The organism is Methylobacterium pseudosasicola, assembly GCF_900114535.1.
GTDB lineage: Bacteria > Pseudomonadota > Alphaproteobacteria > Rhizobiales > Beijerinckiaceae > Methylobacterium > Methylobacterium pseudosasicola.
This window is the reverse complement of record NZ_FOTK01000016.1, coordinates 102,454-117,549: the sequence shown is the minus strand read 5'-3', so window position 1 is coordinate 117,549 and position 15,096 is coordinate 102,454. Positions and strand designations below refer to the sequence as shown.

General features: G+C 68.7%; 14 protein-coding genes. 12 read left to right on the top strand and 2 right to left on the bottom strand.

The window, feature by feature from the left end; all coding sequences use genetic code 11:
* Positions 1-2: 2 nt before the first annotated feature.
* The 4 genes from BM228_RS16750 to BM228_RS16735 all read left to right on the top strand — a co-directional run bounded on the left by BM228_RS16750 (position 3) and on the right by BM228_RS16735 (position 4,357).
* A complete protein-coding gene (locus tag BM228_RS16750) occupies positions 3-554 on the top strand; it encodes an OsmC family protein (protein WP_092042444.1) in 552 nt (183 codons plus the stop codon).
* Positions 551-1,639, top strand: a complete 1,089-nt coding sequence (locus tag BM228_RS16745; RefSeq protein ID WP_244537171.1) for an acyl-CoA dehydrogenase family protein — start codon at positions 551-553, stop codon at positions 1,637-1,639. The genes BM228_RS16750 and BM228_RS16745 overlap by 4 nt, the downstream gene beginning before the upstream one ends.
* 292 nt (positions 1,640-1,931) lie before the next feature.
* A complete protein-coding gene (locus BM228_RS16740) occupies positions 1,932-3,251 on the top strand; it encodes an O-antigen ligase family protein (protein WP_092042441.1) in 1,320 nt (439 codons plus the stop codon).
* A 464-nt stretch (positions 3,252-3,715) separates the two neighbouring features.
* Positions 3,716-4,357 (top strand): glycosyltransferase family 25 protein, encoded by a 642-nt coding sequence (locus BM228_RS16735; protein ID WP_244537170.1) that lies wholly within the window; start codon positions 3,716-3,718, stop codon positions 4,355-4,357.
* A 229-nt stretch (positions 4,358-4,586) separates the two neighbouring features.
* Here the strand turns inward: BM228_RS16735 and BM228_RS16730 are convergent, their stop codons facing one another.
* Positions 4,587-5,276, bottom strand: coding sequence for a class I SAM-dependent methyltransferase (locus BM228_RS16730; RefSeq protein WP_167367750.1), 690 nt, complete (start codon positions 5,274-5,276; stop codon positions 4,587-4,589).
* Positions 5,277-5,863: 587 nt separating this feature from the next.
* Between BM228_RS16730 and BM228_RS16725 the strand changes: the two genes are divergently transcribed.
* From BM228_RS16725 to BM228_RS16700, 6 genes are all read left to right on the top strand, one after another.
* A complete protein-coding gene (locus BM228_RS16725) occupies positions 5,864-7,441 on the top strand; it encodes a hypothetical protein (RefSeq protein WP_244537168.1) in 1,578 nt (525 codons plus the stop codon).
* Positions 7,438-7,821 carry a DCC1-like thiol-disulfide oxidoreductase family protein gene (locus tag BM228_RS16720; protein WP_092042434.1) on the top strand — a complete coding sequence of 128 codons (384 nt, stop codon included), beginning with the start codon at positions 7,438-7,440 and terminating at the stop codon, positions 7,819-7,821. The genes BM228_RS16725 and BM228_RS16720 overlap by 4 nt, the downstream gene beginning before the upstream one ends.
* 223 nt (positions 7,822-8,044) lie before the next feature.
* On the top strand, positions 8,045-8,806 hold the full coding sequence (locus BM228_RS16715) for a LamB/YcsF family protein (protein ID WP_092042433.1): 762 nt from the start codon (positions 8,045-8,047) through the stop codon (positions 8,804-8,806).
* On the top strand, positions 8,803-9,534 hold the full coding sequence (locus tag BM228_RS16710; protein WP_092042431.1) for a 5-oxoprolinase subunit B family protein: 732 nt from the start codon (positions 8,803-8,805) through the stop codon (positions 9,532-9,534). The genes BM228_RS16715 and BM228_RS16710 overlap by 4 nt, the downstream gene beginning before the upstream one ends.
* Positions 9,531-10,547 carry a 5-oxoprolinase subunit C family protein gene (locus BM228_RS16705; RefSeq protein WP_092042430.1) on the top strand — a complete coding sequence of 339 codons (1,017 nt, stop codon included), beginning with the start codon at positions 9,531-9,533 and terminating at the stop codon, positions 10,545-10,547. The genes BM228_RS16710 and BM228_RS16705 overlap by 4 nt, the downstream gene beginning before the upstream one ends.
* 103 nt (positions 10,548-10,650) lie before the next feature.
* A complete protein-coding gene (locus BM228_RS16700; protein ID WP_092042428.1) occupies positions 10,651-11,439 on the top strand; it encodes an aldolase in 789 nt (262 codons plus the stop codon).
* Here the strand turns inward: BM228_RS16700 and BM228_RS16695 are convergent, their stop codons facing one another.
* A complete protein-coding gene (locus BM228_RS16695) occupies positions 11,440-12,738 on the bottom strand; it encodes a lytic murein transglycosylase (protein WP_092042427.1) in 1,299 nt (432 codons plus the stop codon).
* 274 nt (positions 12,739-13,012) lie between these two features.
* On the opposite strand from BM228_RS16695, the gene BM228_RS16690 reads away from it, so the two are divergent.
* Positions 13,013-13,510, top strand: coding sequence for an SRPBCC family protein (locus tag BM228_RS16690; protein WP_092042477.1), 498 nt, complete (start codon positions 13,013-13,015; stop codon positions 13,508-13,510).
* A 139-nt stretch (positions 13,511-13,649) separates the two neighbouring features.
* Positions 13,650-15,062: a pyruvate kinase gene (gene pyk / locus BM228_RS16685; RefSeq protein ID WP_092042425.1), complete on the top strand. Its 1,413-nt coding sequence runs from the start codon at positions 13,650-13,652 to the stop codon at positions 15,060-15,062.
* The last annotated feature ends 34 nt before the right edge of the window (positions 15,063-15,096 follow it).

Below are 15,096 nucleotides of genomic sequence, written 5' to 3'. Positions count from 1 at the left end.
TCATGACTGCTGCCGCGCCCGCCGCCCGCGAGATCGTCGCGTCCTTCGAGACGATCGATCCCGGCGCATTGAATGCTCTCTCAGAGAAGGGCAAGGCCGATCCCACCGCCGTTCGCACCGTCCGAGCCCGTACGGTGGCGGAGGGGCGCCGCTTTCGCCACCTCACCTACGTGCGCAACCTCGACGCACATGTGGTCGACGAGCCGCCTGGCCTGCTGGGCGACGACACCGCTCCGAACCCGACCGAAGCGCTGCTCGCTGCGCTCGGAACCTGCGTGGCGGTTGGCCTTCAGGCCAATGCCGTCGCCCGCGGCTGGACCGTGAGAGCGATCGAGATCGAGAGCGAGGGCGACATTAACATCACCTCGGTTTGGGGCACGGGCGACCTGTCGCCTAAGCCGGTGGGGCTGACGGCCGTGCGGCTCAAGGCACGTCTCGACATCGAGGGCGCGAGTGCGGCGGAACTCGACGACCTCATCGCGCATGCTGCCCAATGGTCGCCTGTGCTCAACACCGTGCAGAACCCGGTGCCCGTCACCGTGGTCAGGGCTTGAGCGTCGACGTGGGAGTAGCCCCGGCGATCGGGCCCGAGACGACCCGCGGCGTTGCCGACATCGTGGCGGTCGATCTGCGTCCCCAGATCGGGGCGATCGATGCGGGCGCCTACCCTGAAACGGTGCTGCGGGCCCTCGGTGCCGCGGGGGCCTTCGCGCATCATACCGATGGGACGGCAGCGGGACTGCTACGGGCGATCGAGGCCATGGGTGAGATTGCCGAGGCCTGCCTGTCCACCGCCTTCTGCACCTGGTGCCAGGACGCGCTCGTTTGGTATCTCGCCCGGAGCGACGCGCCCGGCCCCGCCGGCCAGTTCGCCGCAACGGCAGACGGGCGCCATCTCGGCGGGACGGGCCTCTCAAACCCGATGAAGGCCTTCTCGGGCATTGAGCCGCTGGCGCTCTCGGGAACGCGTGTGCCGGGCGGCTACCGAGTGCGCGGCCGGCTTCCCTGGGTCTCCAACCTCGCGCCGGGCCATCGCTTCGCCGCCATCTTCGCGCTGGACGATGGCCGGCGCGTCATGGCCGCGCTGACGACCGGCACGGACACCGTCGGGCTCGCAGCGAATACCCGCTTCGTCGCGCTTGAGGGCACCGGTACCTACACGGTACTGATTCGCGACGCGTTCGTGTCCGACGACGACGTCATCGCGCCCGACGCGGCGGCCTTCGTGCCGCGCATCCGTAATGGCTTCGTGCTGCTGCAGACCGGGATGGGGCTCGGTCTCGCCCGCGGCGTCGCCGCGCTGATGCGGACGGACGACCGGGGCCGGCGGCAGGCTGCTGCTCTGCCGCTCCCGCCGGAAGCGATTGAGGAGCGGATCGCCGTTCTGCACGAGCGGATCGCGGTGGCGGCGGAGCGTCAGGCTGATCCTGATCGCTCAACGTTCCTTGAGATCCTGCGGCTGCGTCTCGATGTCTCCTGGCTGGCCTTGGAGAGCGCGCAGGCTGCCATGCTGCAATTCGGCGCCCGTGGCTACCAAGAAGGCTCGGAGGCCTTCCGTCGGTTCCGAGAGGCGCAATTCGTGTCCATCGTCACCCCGTCGGCGAAGCACATCACTGCCGAGCTCGCGCGCTCGGCGTGAGGCTCCCAAGCCGACGCGTCCTCATCGCGTCAAGCAATCGGAAGCTCGAGAGACAGTGCTCTTTATTGCCGCGAAGTTAGTCAAGCGGGCAGCAGAGCGCCTTTCCTGCCCATGTCCGACCCTACCGATACCATGCCCCCGGCCACCGCGGCGGCCTTCGCCGTCTTTGCGAGCTGCAAGACGCTCGACCTACCTCGTTTGGCGGAATCGGCCGGGCGACGAGCTCAGTTAGAGTTCCCATCCGTACGGAGCCGCTGGCGCGGAGCGCTCGGAAAGTCTGGGACTGGGTGCGATGGCGGTTCGGCGAGACATGGCGGGCTTCGGGCCGGGGGAGTCTGCGCCGCTGGCCTGGCTTCCGCTCAACGGCCCCGGCGACGTATCTGGGCGGCAGGCGGCCCGTCCCGCGCGGCGGCGCCGTCGCGCGGAGGCGCTGCCGCGGCTCGGGGCTTCGGCGATTCCCTGGATCCTGCTGATCATGCTGGCGCCGGTGAGCGGCGAGCAGGTCAAGCTTCCGGGGCTCGACAAGGCGATCTGGCTGGGCGCCGATCTGGCGGCCCTCGCCTTTCTGGTCCTGCGGCGCGATCTCGCCAGCACCCTGTTTGGGAGCCGGCCGGTCATCCTGCTCTGGCCGGCGCTCGCCATCCTGTCGGCGGCCTGGTCCCTGACCCCGGGCATCTCGGCCTATCACGGCCTCCAGTTGCTCGCCACGATCGTGGCCGGGATCGCCCTGCGCGCCACTTTGGGACTGTCCGGCGTGGTCCGGATCGTGTTTCTCGGGCTCCTCGGCGGCCAGATCCTGTCGGTCGTTCTGGGGGTGGCCGCGCCCGACATGACCCGTGGCCTGAGTGGCGAATGGTCCGGGGTCTACTCGCACAAGAACGTGCTCGGAGGCCTGATGAGCCTCCAGTTGCTCTGCGCCGCCTCCCTGTTCCTACAAGGTTGGAACCGGGTTCTGACGGGCGTGGCCTTTCTGGGGGCTCTGGCGCTGCTCGCCTCGTCCCATTCCGCGACCGCCCTGATGGCCGGCGTCCTGGGGCTCGCGCCGCTCAGCGTCATCATGACGTGGCGACAGGGAAACCGGGTTACGGGCTTCTGTCTGGGCATCGCCGTCGCGCTCGCCGGCATCGGCATCCTGGTCGCCGCGACCTACGGGGCGGACCTGTCCACCAGCCTGCTCTCCGATCTCGGCAAGGACACGACGCTGACCGGCCGCACGATCCTCTGGCAGTTCGGCATCGACCAGTTCTGGCGGGAACCCGTGATCGGCATCGGCTACAAGGCCTATTGGGAGAGCCCGATCACGACTGCGCCCTACCTGCACTTCACCACGAAGCAGAAGGTCTGGTTCTTCCACAACAACTTCATCGACATCGCGGTCGCGTTCGGAACCGTCGGCCTGCTGATCTTCATCGGCGTGATGTTCGATACGGCGCGCCGGGTCATCCGGCACTTCGCCCATTCGCCAGCCTATATCGAGGCCTGGCCGATCCTGTTCCTAGCGCAGATCAGCGTGCTCGTCTGTTTCGAATGCCCGCTCTTCGTGAATCACGGGCTGCATCAATTCCTGCTGGCGGCGATCCTGCCGGTCCTGCGGTCCCGACCGGCGACCTGACGGCGCGCCGATCTGAGACCGGCTCTCGAGACTGCGCCGGCAAGACTGCTTTTTGCGCAAGCATCCAGGCCGGGGCAGGAACCGGATCTTGCACTGGAAAACGTATGTTTTGAGTCGATTGGATCCTGTCGCCGCTACGGCGCCAGCAGGAAGACAGTCGAATCTCGAACAATCCAGCTTCAAATCTTTCGATTCGGCAGATCCGGATTGGAGACCATCGATACCGCCTATGCATCCCGGTCGATACCAGACCGGCAATTTCGATGTATGATGGTTACTTAATTTGCGCGCCGAAATAAGTTGCAAAATCGTTAATTTATGCACAATATCGTCCATTGAAGGTTGGTGCGATGTGTTGCATTGCAATATCTGTCCCGCGGCTCCGCGAGAGACACGCCTATATTACCCGGCATCTCCATACGATCTGGGGGCCGGGCTTCGAGATCCTGGGCATCGATGGGACGGTGGCCGGTCGGGACGTTGCGCCGGAGTCTGGGCTGAGCCCGAGCCAGGTCGGCTGCGCCCTCTCACACCTGGCGGCCTATGAGTCGATGATCGCCCGCAAGCTGCCCTGGGCGCTCATCGTTGCGGACGACGCGGTGCTTCCGCCCGACATCCACGACATCCTGGTCCGGGTCGAGGCGACCCTGCGCCGGGGCGATGTCGTCCTGCTCCACAATCGGCCGCAGCACCGCGCCGCGTTCAGCACCGTGGATGCCGTCGCGATCGGCGATTACCGGCTGTGCCTGCCGATGAGCATGGGCGGGCTCGGCGCGAATGCGGCCTATGTGATCACCCGGCAGGCGGCGGAAGGCATCCTGGCGGCGAACCGTCCGGTGGTGGCGGCCGCGGACGATTGGGCCTTCTTCTACCAGCGTCAGGCGATCAGCCGGGCACGGGTGATGTCGCCGAATCCCGTCGCGCTCAAAGCCTTCGAAGCCCCGATTTTCTCATCCGGGTCGAAGGGCAGCCGCGGCCTCATGGCCGGCAGCCGATTGCTCCAACCGCTTTGGGCGGCCAGCCGCAGGTTCCTGAGCGCGCGGATGATAAGCCAAACGACCTTCGTGGACGAAGCCTCGCCTTACGGGACCATGTCGCCACACTAGCGAGCAGAAGCGGTAAAGCTTGTGCCGCGTCGTTCCGACCCTCGACGTCATCCTGAAGTACCCGCGCCAGCGGGCCTTGAGGGAGCCCGCAAGAGGCTGAGTGGATCGTTCGAGGGCGAGCGATCTTTGATCGCCCGGCACCTCTGAGGGGGGCGATTCGGAGATACGTAGCTCCGAACCGCCTTCCGACCAAGATCGTGACGTCAAACACCCTCTGGAGCGCGCCGCCTCAGTTCAGCTTCTTGGTCAGGCGCAGGCAGAGGATGCCGGGCTTGCCCGAGCCCGGGAACGGGTGCCGATCACTCAGGCTGCCGTAGACGTTGTGGTCGTCCCGGATGCCGAACACCTCGCTCCGCTCGACGGAGAACCCATCGAACTTGTCGACGATGTCCATGCCCAGCAGGTGCGGCTCAGTGACGGTCGGCGGATGGTTGATCTCGACGATCAGGAGGATCGTCCCGCCTGGCGCGCAAACGCGCTTGAGCTCCGCGACAGTCCGGTCGACATCCTCGACGTGATCGAGGGCGTTGAACATGGTCACGACATCGAAGCGGCCGTTCGGGAACGGGATGTTCTCGCTTGGCGCAGCGACGTAGCACATCTTGTGGAGCCCGCGATTGAGCTTCACGTAGGAATCGGCGAGCGGGTCGAGGCCGACGCGTTCCACGGATTCGGTCGCCCATTCCAGGCTGCCGACCGGGCCGCAGCCCACGTCGAGAACCCGTTTGCCGGCATAAAACGCTTGGTCCAGGCCGAAGAACGTCGTGTAGAACGGGACGAGATGGGCGTTGTAGAAGCGTCCCTTCGACTTCCACAGCGTCTTGCGCCAGAAGGCGAGTTCCACGAGTTCCTTGATAGACGACCGCAGCGCAGGCCGATGGGCCAGAAACCGGCCCGCGCTCTGCTTGATGACCAGCATTCCGTCTCCTCCTGCCTCGAAATCTCTCGGTTCCCAAGCTTTGGCGGCGGCGGAACCGGGGCGATCGTTGTCGATCGTCCCATCCGCCACCATCCTGTTCATCGAATCCCGAGCGTGAACGCGCGACTTGGACACGCCTGGTCTGTCAGGGACCATGGGCGCGTGCCGAGCCAATGTCTCGGGAATCCGCGTGGCAGCGCAGGCTATCCATTCGGATGAGCGCGGCGCGACTGACGAGGTAGTCCGAACCGGCCGCGTGGCGGCCCGGAATTGCCCGGTTCGAATCCGGGTTCGCCGCGGCGCGCAGATCGGCTTGAAGCCCCGATCCGACCGAAAGGCGTATCCCCCACTCCTCCAACTTTGCCGGCAGATCCCTCGTGAAGCGTGCGAGTCAGGCTTCCGCGCCCCGACAGGGTCGAGGCTGCCTCAACGGTCCCGCCGCCACAGCCCCCACCCCGATCCTCCGCCTGCGAAGATTGCCGATGATCCGATCGCTCTTGAGCTCAGCTCCGAACGGAACTCTCTCGCTCCGAGCACCACGAATAGCCGCCCCCGTCGCGTTCGCGGCGGCGTGGCCGTATCTGTTCGTGCTGGCGCAGACCATCGCCCTGCTGATGGTGATCAAGCTCTCCCGGGTCATCGACGAGCGGAACACCTTTCACAGCATCGTGCTGCCGCTGATGCTGGCGGCCGCAATGCTGCGCCGAACCTACGCGCCCTCCGACAAAGCCGCGGTCCGCCTGCTGCAGCTGATCGGCGTGATCTCGGGGGCTTACGCCCTGGTCCACTACCCGCTCTTCCCGGTCGTCGAGCAGGGCTCCAAGGCGATGGTGGCGCTGTGGGCCATCATGGTCCTCTGGGTCGCCGCCGTGGCGTCCGGGATCCTGTGCCTGCGCTGGCCGTCGCTCGGGGTCGTGGGAGCGACCTATCTGGTCTGGAGCAAGCATGCCGTCATGCGGGTGACGGGGCTCTGGCACGGGCACGTCATCGATGTCCTGCCGCTGGCCGAGGTCAGCTTCTGCCTGCTGGCCGGCCTCGCCATCCTCGCGCTGACGGAGCGCCTGAGCGCCCGGCCAAGCGTGAGTGGTCCGGCGAAGAGCGACATCGCGACGGCGAGCGCTCTATTCGCGAAAGTTCTGATCGCCGCGGCGATCAGCATCCATCTCGGGAACTACTACTCGTCCTTCCTGGCCAAGGTGATGCTGGATGCCGGCCCGACCTCCTGGCTGCTGGCCAACGACCCCGGAAAGCTGTTCAGCGTTGGGCTGGACAACAACCACGTGTTCTACGCGAGCTGGTCCTGGCTGGTGGCGGGCATGCGGGCGATCCTGAGCCAGGCCGGCCCGGTGACGAACGCGCTGATCCTGCTCGGACAGGGTGCGGCGCTGGTGGGCATCCTAATGCCGCGGCGCTGGCTCGTGATCCTGCTGCTCGGCTTCGACGCGATGCACCTGTCCATCGTGGTCGTCATGGGCGCCAATTTCGCCCCGTGGATCCTGCTGAACCTGGCGATCGGCGCCGTGGTGATCAGCCGGTACTACCAGCGGCCGCCGCTGCTGGTCGGGCTGTTCTCGGTGCTGTTCATCCTCACCGACAACAGCTTCATGACCCAGGCGCGGCTCGGCTGGTACGACACCGCCGCGAACAACAAGATGTATTTCCAGGCCGTCGATAAGGACGGCGGCCGGCACTACGTCCCGACCAACTTCTTCACCTTCTACTCGTATCCCTTCGCCCACATGGCCTATGGGTCACCGGACGCCGAGACCGCCTTCGCCCTCGACAACCCGAACGGCGGAACGCAGGTCTACCGCAAGGTGCTCGCCTCGCTGACCTGCGACGTGCCGGTCCTGACGTCCCGGGACGGCGCCGGGCAGGATCTTGCGAAGAACGAGATCGACCGGCCCGCGGTCGACGCCTATGTCCGCGGCTATCACCGGCTGGTCAGCCGGATCGCCGACACGCTGGGGGCCTTTCCCCACGCGTTCTACCCGCATCACTTCTTCGTCCCGCTCCAGCACGGGATGAGCTTCGACGGCGTGCCCCTCAAGGATATCGTCGCCTACATCTACCGGCGGGAATCCGTCTGCCTCAGCCTGCAGGACGGCGTGCCGGTTCGCCGGCTGGTCTCGGAAGCCGAGCATCGGATCGATCTGAAACCATGACCGACCCCGCCCTCACGGTCGTCTACGACGGCGAATGCCCGTTCTGCAGCAACTACGTGCGCCTGATGGCCCTGCGCCGGTCGGTCGGCAGCGTCGCGCTGGTCGATGCCCGTGATGGTGGCCCGGTGGTGGAAGACCTCGCCCGGCGCGGCTACGACCTCAACAACGGCATGGTCGTGCGCCACGGCCAGACCTTGTATTATGGCCCGGATGCCCTGGTCCTGCTCTCGACCCTCAGCGAGGACCAGGGCGTGGTTGGCCGAACTCTCGCGCGGCTGCTGCGCGACCCGTCCCGCGCCCGCCTGCTCTATCCGGTGATGAAGCTCGGACGCCGCGCGACGCTGGCCCTGCTCGGCCGCAAGCTCATCGCGCAGGCGTAACGCGGGCTGCCTTGCTGAAACCAGCCAGCCGCTCGGGCCGCCCCCTGATCTCCCAAAAGTAGACCCATCCGGCATCGGCCTTGCTCCCGATCCCGAGTCCACGCCGCCATCGCCATGGCGCTCTCGACTTCTGACCGTCGCGGGTGTGGAAGGAGCAGATCCGGTCGCGATGCGCGCCGCCTGCTGTGTCGGGCCGTTGCGCAGCAGGAAGGGGACGAGTCCGTTGGCCAGCGTGGACCTGAACTCCGATCTCGGCGAGGGCTACGGCGCCTATGCCTGCGGCGACGATGCCGCAATCCTCGGCATCGTCACCTCGGCCAACGTCGCCTGCGGTCTGCATGCGGGCGATCCCGAAATCATGGCCCGCACCTTCACGCTCGCGAAGGAGCGCGGCGTGGCGGTGGGCGCCCATCCGGGTTTCCCCGACCTCTGGGGCTTCGGACGGCGGCCCATGCCGTTCACCCCGCCCGAGATCGAGCGGCTGGTGGCCTACCAAGTCGGCGCCGCCCAGGCGCTCGCCGCCTATGCCGGCCACCGGATCACCTACGTGAAGGCGCATGGCGCGCTTGCGAACCTCGCCGCCGAGGATCGCGCGGTGGCCGACGCCATCGCGAAGGCCGTCCGGGCGGTGGACCGCGACCTGGCGCTGCTGGCCATCGCGCTTACTGCGCAGGTGGCGGCCGGCGAGGCCTGCGGACTGGAAGTTCACCAGGAGATCTTCGCCGATCGCGGCTATACCGACGCCGGGCTGCTGATCCCCCGCAATCAGCCCGGCGCCCTGATCACCGAGGCCGATGCAGCTGCCGAACGCGTGCTGCGGATGGTCGAGGGCGGAGCGATCCTCACCGCCTCAGGCAAGGCGCTGCCGACCCCGATCCGCTCGATCTGCGTCCACGGCGATTCCGCCCACGCGGTCGCCACGGCCCGGGCGGTGCGGGCCCGGCTCGAGGGCGCGGGCGTGACGCTGGCGCCGTTCCGGTCATGAGTGAGAATGAGCCCCGGCTGCTCGATTCCGGCGAGGCGGCCCTGGTGGTGGAGTTCGGCAGCACCGTCGATCCGGCGATCAGCGACCGGGTCCTGGCCCTCGACGATGCCCTCGGCGCCGACCCGCCCGAGGGTTTGCGCGAACGGGTGCCGACCTACCGCTCGCTGATGCTCCACTACGACCCGCTTGTTCTCGACCGTGAGGCGCTGGCGGAGCGTGTCCGGGCCCTGGTCGCGGGGGCCGTGGCGCGGGTCGGCACGCCGACCCTCTGGACCCTGCCCTGCTGCTACGACCAGCCCCACGGCGAAGACATCGCCCAGGTCACCGAGCGCACCGGCCTGTCCGCCGAGGCGATCGTGGCGACTCATGCCGGGGCGACCTACCGGGTCTATATGTACGGGTTCGCACCGGGCTTCGCCTATCTCGGTGGCCTGCCTAAGACCCTGGCGGTGCCGCGGCGCGCGAGCCCCCGGCCGCCGCATCCGCGCAACGCCGTGGTGATCGGCGGCGGCCTCGCCGCGGTGGCGACGGTGCCGATGCCGACCGGCTGGTACGTGATCGGCGCGACCCCGGCCCGGCTCTACGCCCCGGAGCGCGAGGAAAGCTTCTTCATCGGGGCCGGTGACCTGATCCGCTTCGAGCCGGTGGATTGCGCGACCTTCGACGCCCTTGATGCCCGGGAAGCAGCCGGCGAGCGCGTGGCCCGGCCCGAAGAGGCAAGCCGATGACCGCCTTGGTCATCGAGGCCGCCGGCCCCGGCATCACCCTTCAGGATGGCGGCCGGCACGGCTATCTGCGCTACGGCATCACCGCCGCGGGACCGATGGACCCGCTGATGCACGCCACCGCCAACCGGGCCGCGGGCAATCCCCTCGACGCCACCGCCATCGAGGTCTCCACCGGCGGCCTCACGGTCACCGCCGAGGGCGGGCCGCTCGGCATCGCCATGGTCTCGCGCAGCTTCCGGATTTCCCTCGACGGCGCGGCCGTGCCCGACGCGGTGGCCCTGACGCTGGAGCCCGGCCGGACACTGACGGTCCGGGCAGGCGCGTCCGGTGCCTGGGGCTACCTGGCCGTGCAGGGCCGCATCGACGTGACGCCGGTGCTCGGATCGACCGCGACCCATACCCGCTCCGGCCTCGGCGGTCTCGACGGCCGCGGGCTCGCCGCCGGCGATCGCCTCCCGATCGCCGAGCCACGGGCCGGCGAGGTCTCGCCACACCGTCTAGTCGCCCCCTGGCTCGACCGCGATCCCAAAAAAATCCGGGTCGTGCTCGGCCCGCAGGACGATTATTTCGCCGCCGATCAGATCGATGCCTTCCTGACCGGCCCCTGGACCGTCTCGCCCCGCGGCGACCGCATGGCCTGCTTCCTGGACGGGACGCCGCTCAAGCACGCCAAGGGCCACGACATCGTCTCCGATGGGGTCGCCATGGGCGCGATCCAGGTGCCCGGCAACGGCCTGCCGATCATCCTGATGGCCGACCGGCAATCCACCGGCGGCTATCCGAAGATCGCCACGGTGATCGGGCCGGATCTCGGCCGCCTCGCCCAGGCGCAGGGAGGCACGCAGCTGTCGTTCCGCAGCGTCACCGTGGCCGAGGCTGTGGCGGCCCGCCGGGCGGAGCGCGACGCCCTGCGCGAGCCGGTGCCGCGGGATCCCGTGGTGCGCACGGATTTCGCCTCCGACTTTTTGCTCGGGCTCAACCTCGTCGGCGGCGTGACCGACGGGCGGCCCTGAACGTCTGCACGCAGGGGTAGTCCGCTGCGCCGCGCAACCGCGTAAGATGCCGGGCCGCCTGATTCCGGCGGCCGAGATTCGAACCGAAAGAAAGCCTCCCCGCATGGCGCACGCCGTCACCGCTTCGGGCACGCCGCCCCTGCGCAGCAACGAGCCCCTCAACGCCGACAGCGTCCGGCGCGCTCGCGTCGACCTGGCCGCGTGCCTGCGCTGGGCCGCGCGCAACGGCCTCGAAGAAGGTATCTGCAACCACTTCTCGGCGGTGCTGCCCGAGCGGCCGGACCTGTTCCTGGTCAATCCCTACGGGCTGGCCTTCGCCGAGGTGACGGCCTCGAGCCTGTTGCTGTGCGACTTCCACGGCAATGTCGTGGAGGGCGACGGTCAGCCCGAGGCGACGGCCTTCCACATCCACGCCGAGCTGCATCGGCTGAAGCCCAAGGCCCGGGCCGCCTTCCACACCCACATGCCCTACGCGACGGCCCTTGCGATGCTCGAAGGGCAGCCGCTGCTCTGGGCCGGTCAGACGGCCCTGCGCTTCTACGGCCGCATCGCCGTGGACGAGGATTACAACGGGCTGGCGCTCGATTCCCGCGAGGGCGAGCGGATTGCCCGCAGCGCCGGAGAGGCCGACGTGGTCTTCCTGAAGAACCACGGCGTGATGGTGCTGGGCGAGAGCATCGCGGAGGCCTGGGACGACCTCTACTACCTCGAACGCGCCGCCCAGGCGCAGGTGCTCGCCATGAGCACCGGCCGCACCCTGAAGGTCGTGCCGGAGGAGATCGTGAAGCACGTCGCCGCCCAGGAAGCCGCCGGCCGCGCCGAGAGCGCGCGGCTGCACCTGGAGAGCGTCAAGCGCGTGCTCGCCCGGGACGAGCCGGCCTTCCTGGCCTGATCACGGCGCCGCCCGGATCCGCTCCAGCAGGGCGGCGTCCGCGTAGCCGTCCGCCGGCAGGCCCTGCGAACCTTGATAGGCCCGCAGGGCCGCCCGGGTCTTCGGGCCGATCTTGCCGTCGACGCCGCCGGTGGCGTAGCCGCGCTCGGTCAGCCGGGTCTGGAGGTCACGGCGCTCGTCCCCGGTGAGGGGGCGGTCGCCCCGCGGCCAGTCCCGCGACAGACCCGGATCGCCGCGCAGGCGGTCCGAGAGCTGCGCCACGGTCAGCGCATAGGCGAGCGCCGTGTTGTAGCGCAGGATCACCGCGAAGTTCGGCCGGAGCAGGAAGGCGGGGCCGCGGATCCCCGCGGGCAGGATCAGGGTCGCCTGTGCCGCCTCGTCCGGGATCGGACGGTTCTGAGTCGGCTTCACGCCGAGATCCCGCCATGCGGCAAGGCTGCGCGGTGTGGTCTCGTCGGCGAGCGCGGCATCGAACCCCTCCGGCAGGACCACCTCGTAGCCCCAGCCCTCGCCGGGACGCCAGCCATGGCCGCGCAGATAGTTCGCCGTGGAGGCGAGCGCGTCGGTGGCCGAGGTCCAGATATCCCGCTTGCCGTCGCCGTCGAAATCCACCGCGTGTTGCTGGTAGACGGTGGGCATGAACTGGGTATGGCCCATGGCGCCGGCCCAGGACCCGGTCAGGCCATTTGGCATCCGGTCGAGGGGCGCCTCGTCGCGGGCGAGGATCTGCAGGGCGGCGGTCAGCTCGTCCCGCCAGTAGGCCGCCCGGGCGGGATCACCGCAGCTCAGGGTCGCGAGCGAGCGCACCACCGGCTTCACCACCGACAGATTGTCGAGCACGGTACCGTAGGTCGATTCCACGCCCCAGAAGGCGACGAGGGTGTAGCGGTCGATGCCGTACTTGGCCTCGATCGCCGCGAGCGGCGTCGCCAGTTCGGCGAGCTTGCGCTGCCCGGCCTCGATCCGAGCCGGCGTGATGCTGGCCTCGATATAGTCCCAGATCGGCCGGACGAACTCGCCCTGGTTCCGGGTCGCGGCCAGCACGTCCGGGTCGGACTCCAGGCCGCCCAGCTGCGCCTGCGCGACGGCCTGCGGCACGTCGTGCGCCGTAGCCCAGGCAATCAAATCGGTGCGGCAGGTCTCGAAGGACGGTGTCGGCGCGGAAGGGGCTGCTGCTTCAGGCGCCCCCACGGCCAGCCCCGGAGCCAGCGCCAGGGCCGCGATCCCGAGCCTGAAGGCGCGAAGCCCCGCATGCCTGCCTTGCTGCGATGGGGAAGCCGACATGATGCGATCGTCCATCGGCGTCTCCGGCTCCAAGCCTGACATGCGGTTTCTGGTCGAAGCGCGCCGCACCATCATTGCGAGCGCAGCGAAGCAACCTAGGGAAACGCCACGTCCGGGGATCGCGCGCAGCCCTGGATTGCTTCGCTGCGCTCGCAATGACGGCGGGAATCGCCCAGCTGTCTTACCGGCTGAGCCCGGCGGTTTCCAGGGATCGGCTGCCGGGACCCGGATGGGTTTCCTCCAGCGGGCGCCCTACTTCCGTCCGGCGACATCCGGCGGAGACCCCAACGTGAACCGACCCGCCCATGCCGCACTCGGCCTCGCAGCCCTGCTCATCGCCGGTCCGGCCTGCGCCCTGGAAGTCACCCGCAGCCGGGATATCCCGGCGCCCCCCGCCGCGATCTGGGCGCTGATCGGCGATTTCTGCGCCATCGGGCTGTGGCACCCGCAGGTCGAGCGCTGCATCCTGTCGCGCGAGGACGACGACGACGGCATCCGGGCGCAGATCCGGGGCGTCGTGGCGAAGGGTGGCCTCGGCACCATCGTCGAGGTCGAGACCGCTCGCGACGAGACCGCCATGAGCTACAGCTACAGCTTCATCCAGGGGCCGCTGCCGGTGCGCGCCTACAACGCGACGCTGGCGGTCCGCCCGAACGGCGCGGGCTCCACGGTGGTCTGGACCGCGACCTTCGACGCCGAGGGCATGAGCGACGCCGAGGCCCTCGCGGATATCACCGGCGTCTACGATGCGGGCCTCGCCGGCATCGCCCGCGAGGTCGCCAAGTAGGCGGTGAGCCTGCACGGCGAATTGCATCGGCTCCGCAAAAAAAGCTCGCCTCGGAGCGCATCCATACCAATGTGGGGCGCGTCGGCGGGCCCGATCGCCCGGCCGATTCCCGGAGGTCGTGTTCATGGCAGAGCCCCGCATGCGCCGTCACCGCCACGCCAAGATCGTCGCCACGGTCGGTCCCGCGAGTTCCGCGCCCGACCGGCTGCACGCCCTGTTCCTCGCCGGGGTCGATACCTTCCGGCTGAACTTCAGCCACGGGGTGCAGCAGGACCATGCCAAGGTCCACGCTTCGATCCGCGCCCTGGAGCGGGAGGTCGGCCGGCCGATCGGCATCCTGCAGGATCTGCAGGGCCCGAAGATCCGCATCGGCACGCTCCAGGGCGGGCGCCTGGATCTCGTGGCCGGCGAGACGATCCGCTTCGTGCTGGACGGGTCCGAGGGCGACAAGCAGGCGATCCCGCTCCACCACCCGGAGATCTTCGCCGCGGTGGTGCCGGGCCAGGAACTCCTGATCGATGACGGCCGAGTGCGGGTGCGGGTCGTGGGGCCGGAGCGGGATGCGATCACCGCCGAGGTGGTGACCGGCGGCCCGATCTCGAACCGCAAGGGCGTCAATCTGCCGGGCACGCTGCTCGACCTGTCGCCGCTCACCGAGAAGGACCGGGCCGACCTCGCCTTCGGGCTGGAGCTCGGCGTCGACTGGGTCGCCCTGTCCTTCGTCCAAAAACCGTCGGACCTGATCGAGGCCCGCGGGATCATCGGCGACCGGGCCGGGATCATGTCGAAGATCGAGAAGCCGCAGGCGCTGGAGCGGATCGACGACATCATCCGGCTCTCGGATGCCGTGATGGTCGCCCGCGGCGATCTCGGCGTCGAGATCCCGCACGAGGACGTGCCCGGGCGGCAGAAGGAGCTGATCCGCGCTTGCCGCCTCGCCGTGAAGCCGGTGATCGTGGCGACCCAGATGCTCGATTCGATGGTCAACGCCCCCGCCCCGACCCGGGCAGAGGCGTCCGACGTCGCCACGGCCATCTACGACGGCGCCGATGCCGTGATGCTGTCGGCGGAATCGGCCACCGGGCAATATCCGGTCGAGGCCGTGTCGATGATGGACCGGATCATCCGCAGCGTCGAAGGCCACAAGCTCTACCACTCGATCGTGGCGGCTTCCGAGCCCGGCGAGGAAGAGACGCCGCCCCACGCGGTCGCCACGGCAACCGCGGATCTGGCCGAGGCCGTGCGCGCCTCCGCGATCGTGACCTACACGACCAGCGGGACCACGGCCGCCCGGGTTGCCCGCAAACGTCCCGCCGCGTCGATCCTGGCGCTGACCCCGAGCCTTGCCACCTCGCGGCGCCTGTGCCTGCTCTGGGGTGCCCACAGCGTCCACACCGACGACGTCGATTCCTACGAGGAGATGACCGCGAAGGCCGGCCAGCACGCGCAGGACGAGGGCTTCGCCAAGCCGAACGACATCATCGTCGTTACCGCCGGCATCCCGTTCCACACCATGGGGAACACCAACAACATCCGGCTGATGCAGGTCTGACGCCGCGAGTCGCGGAACGCCGCGCGCGCATCGC

Bases quoted from the DNA above. Each gene is read 5' to 3' on its own strand.
- BM228_RS16720 (WP_092042434.1), top strand. From the start codon at position 7,438: ATGACCGACCCCGCCCTCACGGTCGTCTACGACGGCGAATGCCCGTTC.
- BM228_RS16700 (WP_092042428.1), top strand. From the start codon at position 10,651: ATGGCGCACGCCGTCACCGCTTCGGGCACGCCGCCCCTGCGCAGCAAC.
- BM228_RS16750 (WP_092042444.1), top strand. From the start codon at position 3: ATGACTGCTGCCGCGCCCGCCGCCCGCGAGATCGTCGCGTCCTTCGAG.
- pyk (WP_092042425.1), top strand. From the start codon at position 13,650: ATGCGCCGTCACCGCCACGCCAAGATCGTCGCCACGGTCGGTCCCGCG.
- BM228_RS16705 (WP_092042430.1), top strand. From the start codon at position 9,531: ATGACCGCCTTGGTCATCGAGGCCGCCGGCCCCGGCATCACCCTTCAG.
- BM228_RS16740 (WP_092042441.1), top strand. From the start codon at position 1,932: ATGGCGGTTCGGCGAGACATGGCGGGCTTCGGGCCGGGGGAGTCTGCG.
- BM228_RS16710 (WP_092042431.1), top strand. From the start codon at position 8,803: ATGAGTGAGAATGAGCCCCGGCTGCTCGATTCCGGCGAGGCGGCCCTG.
- BM228_RS16730 (WP_167367750.1), bottom strand. From the start codon at position 5,276: ATGCTGGTCATCAAGCAGAGCGCGGGCCGGTTTCTGGCCCATCGGCCT.
- BM228_RS16695 (WP_092042427.1), bottom strand. From the start codon at position 12,738: ATGGACGATCGCATCATGTCGGCTTCCCCATCGCAGCAAGGCAGGCAT.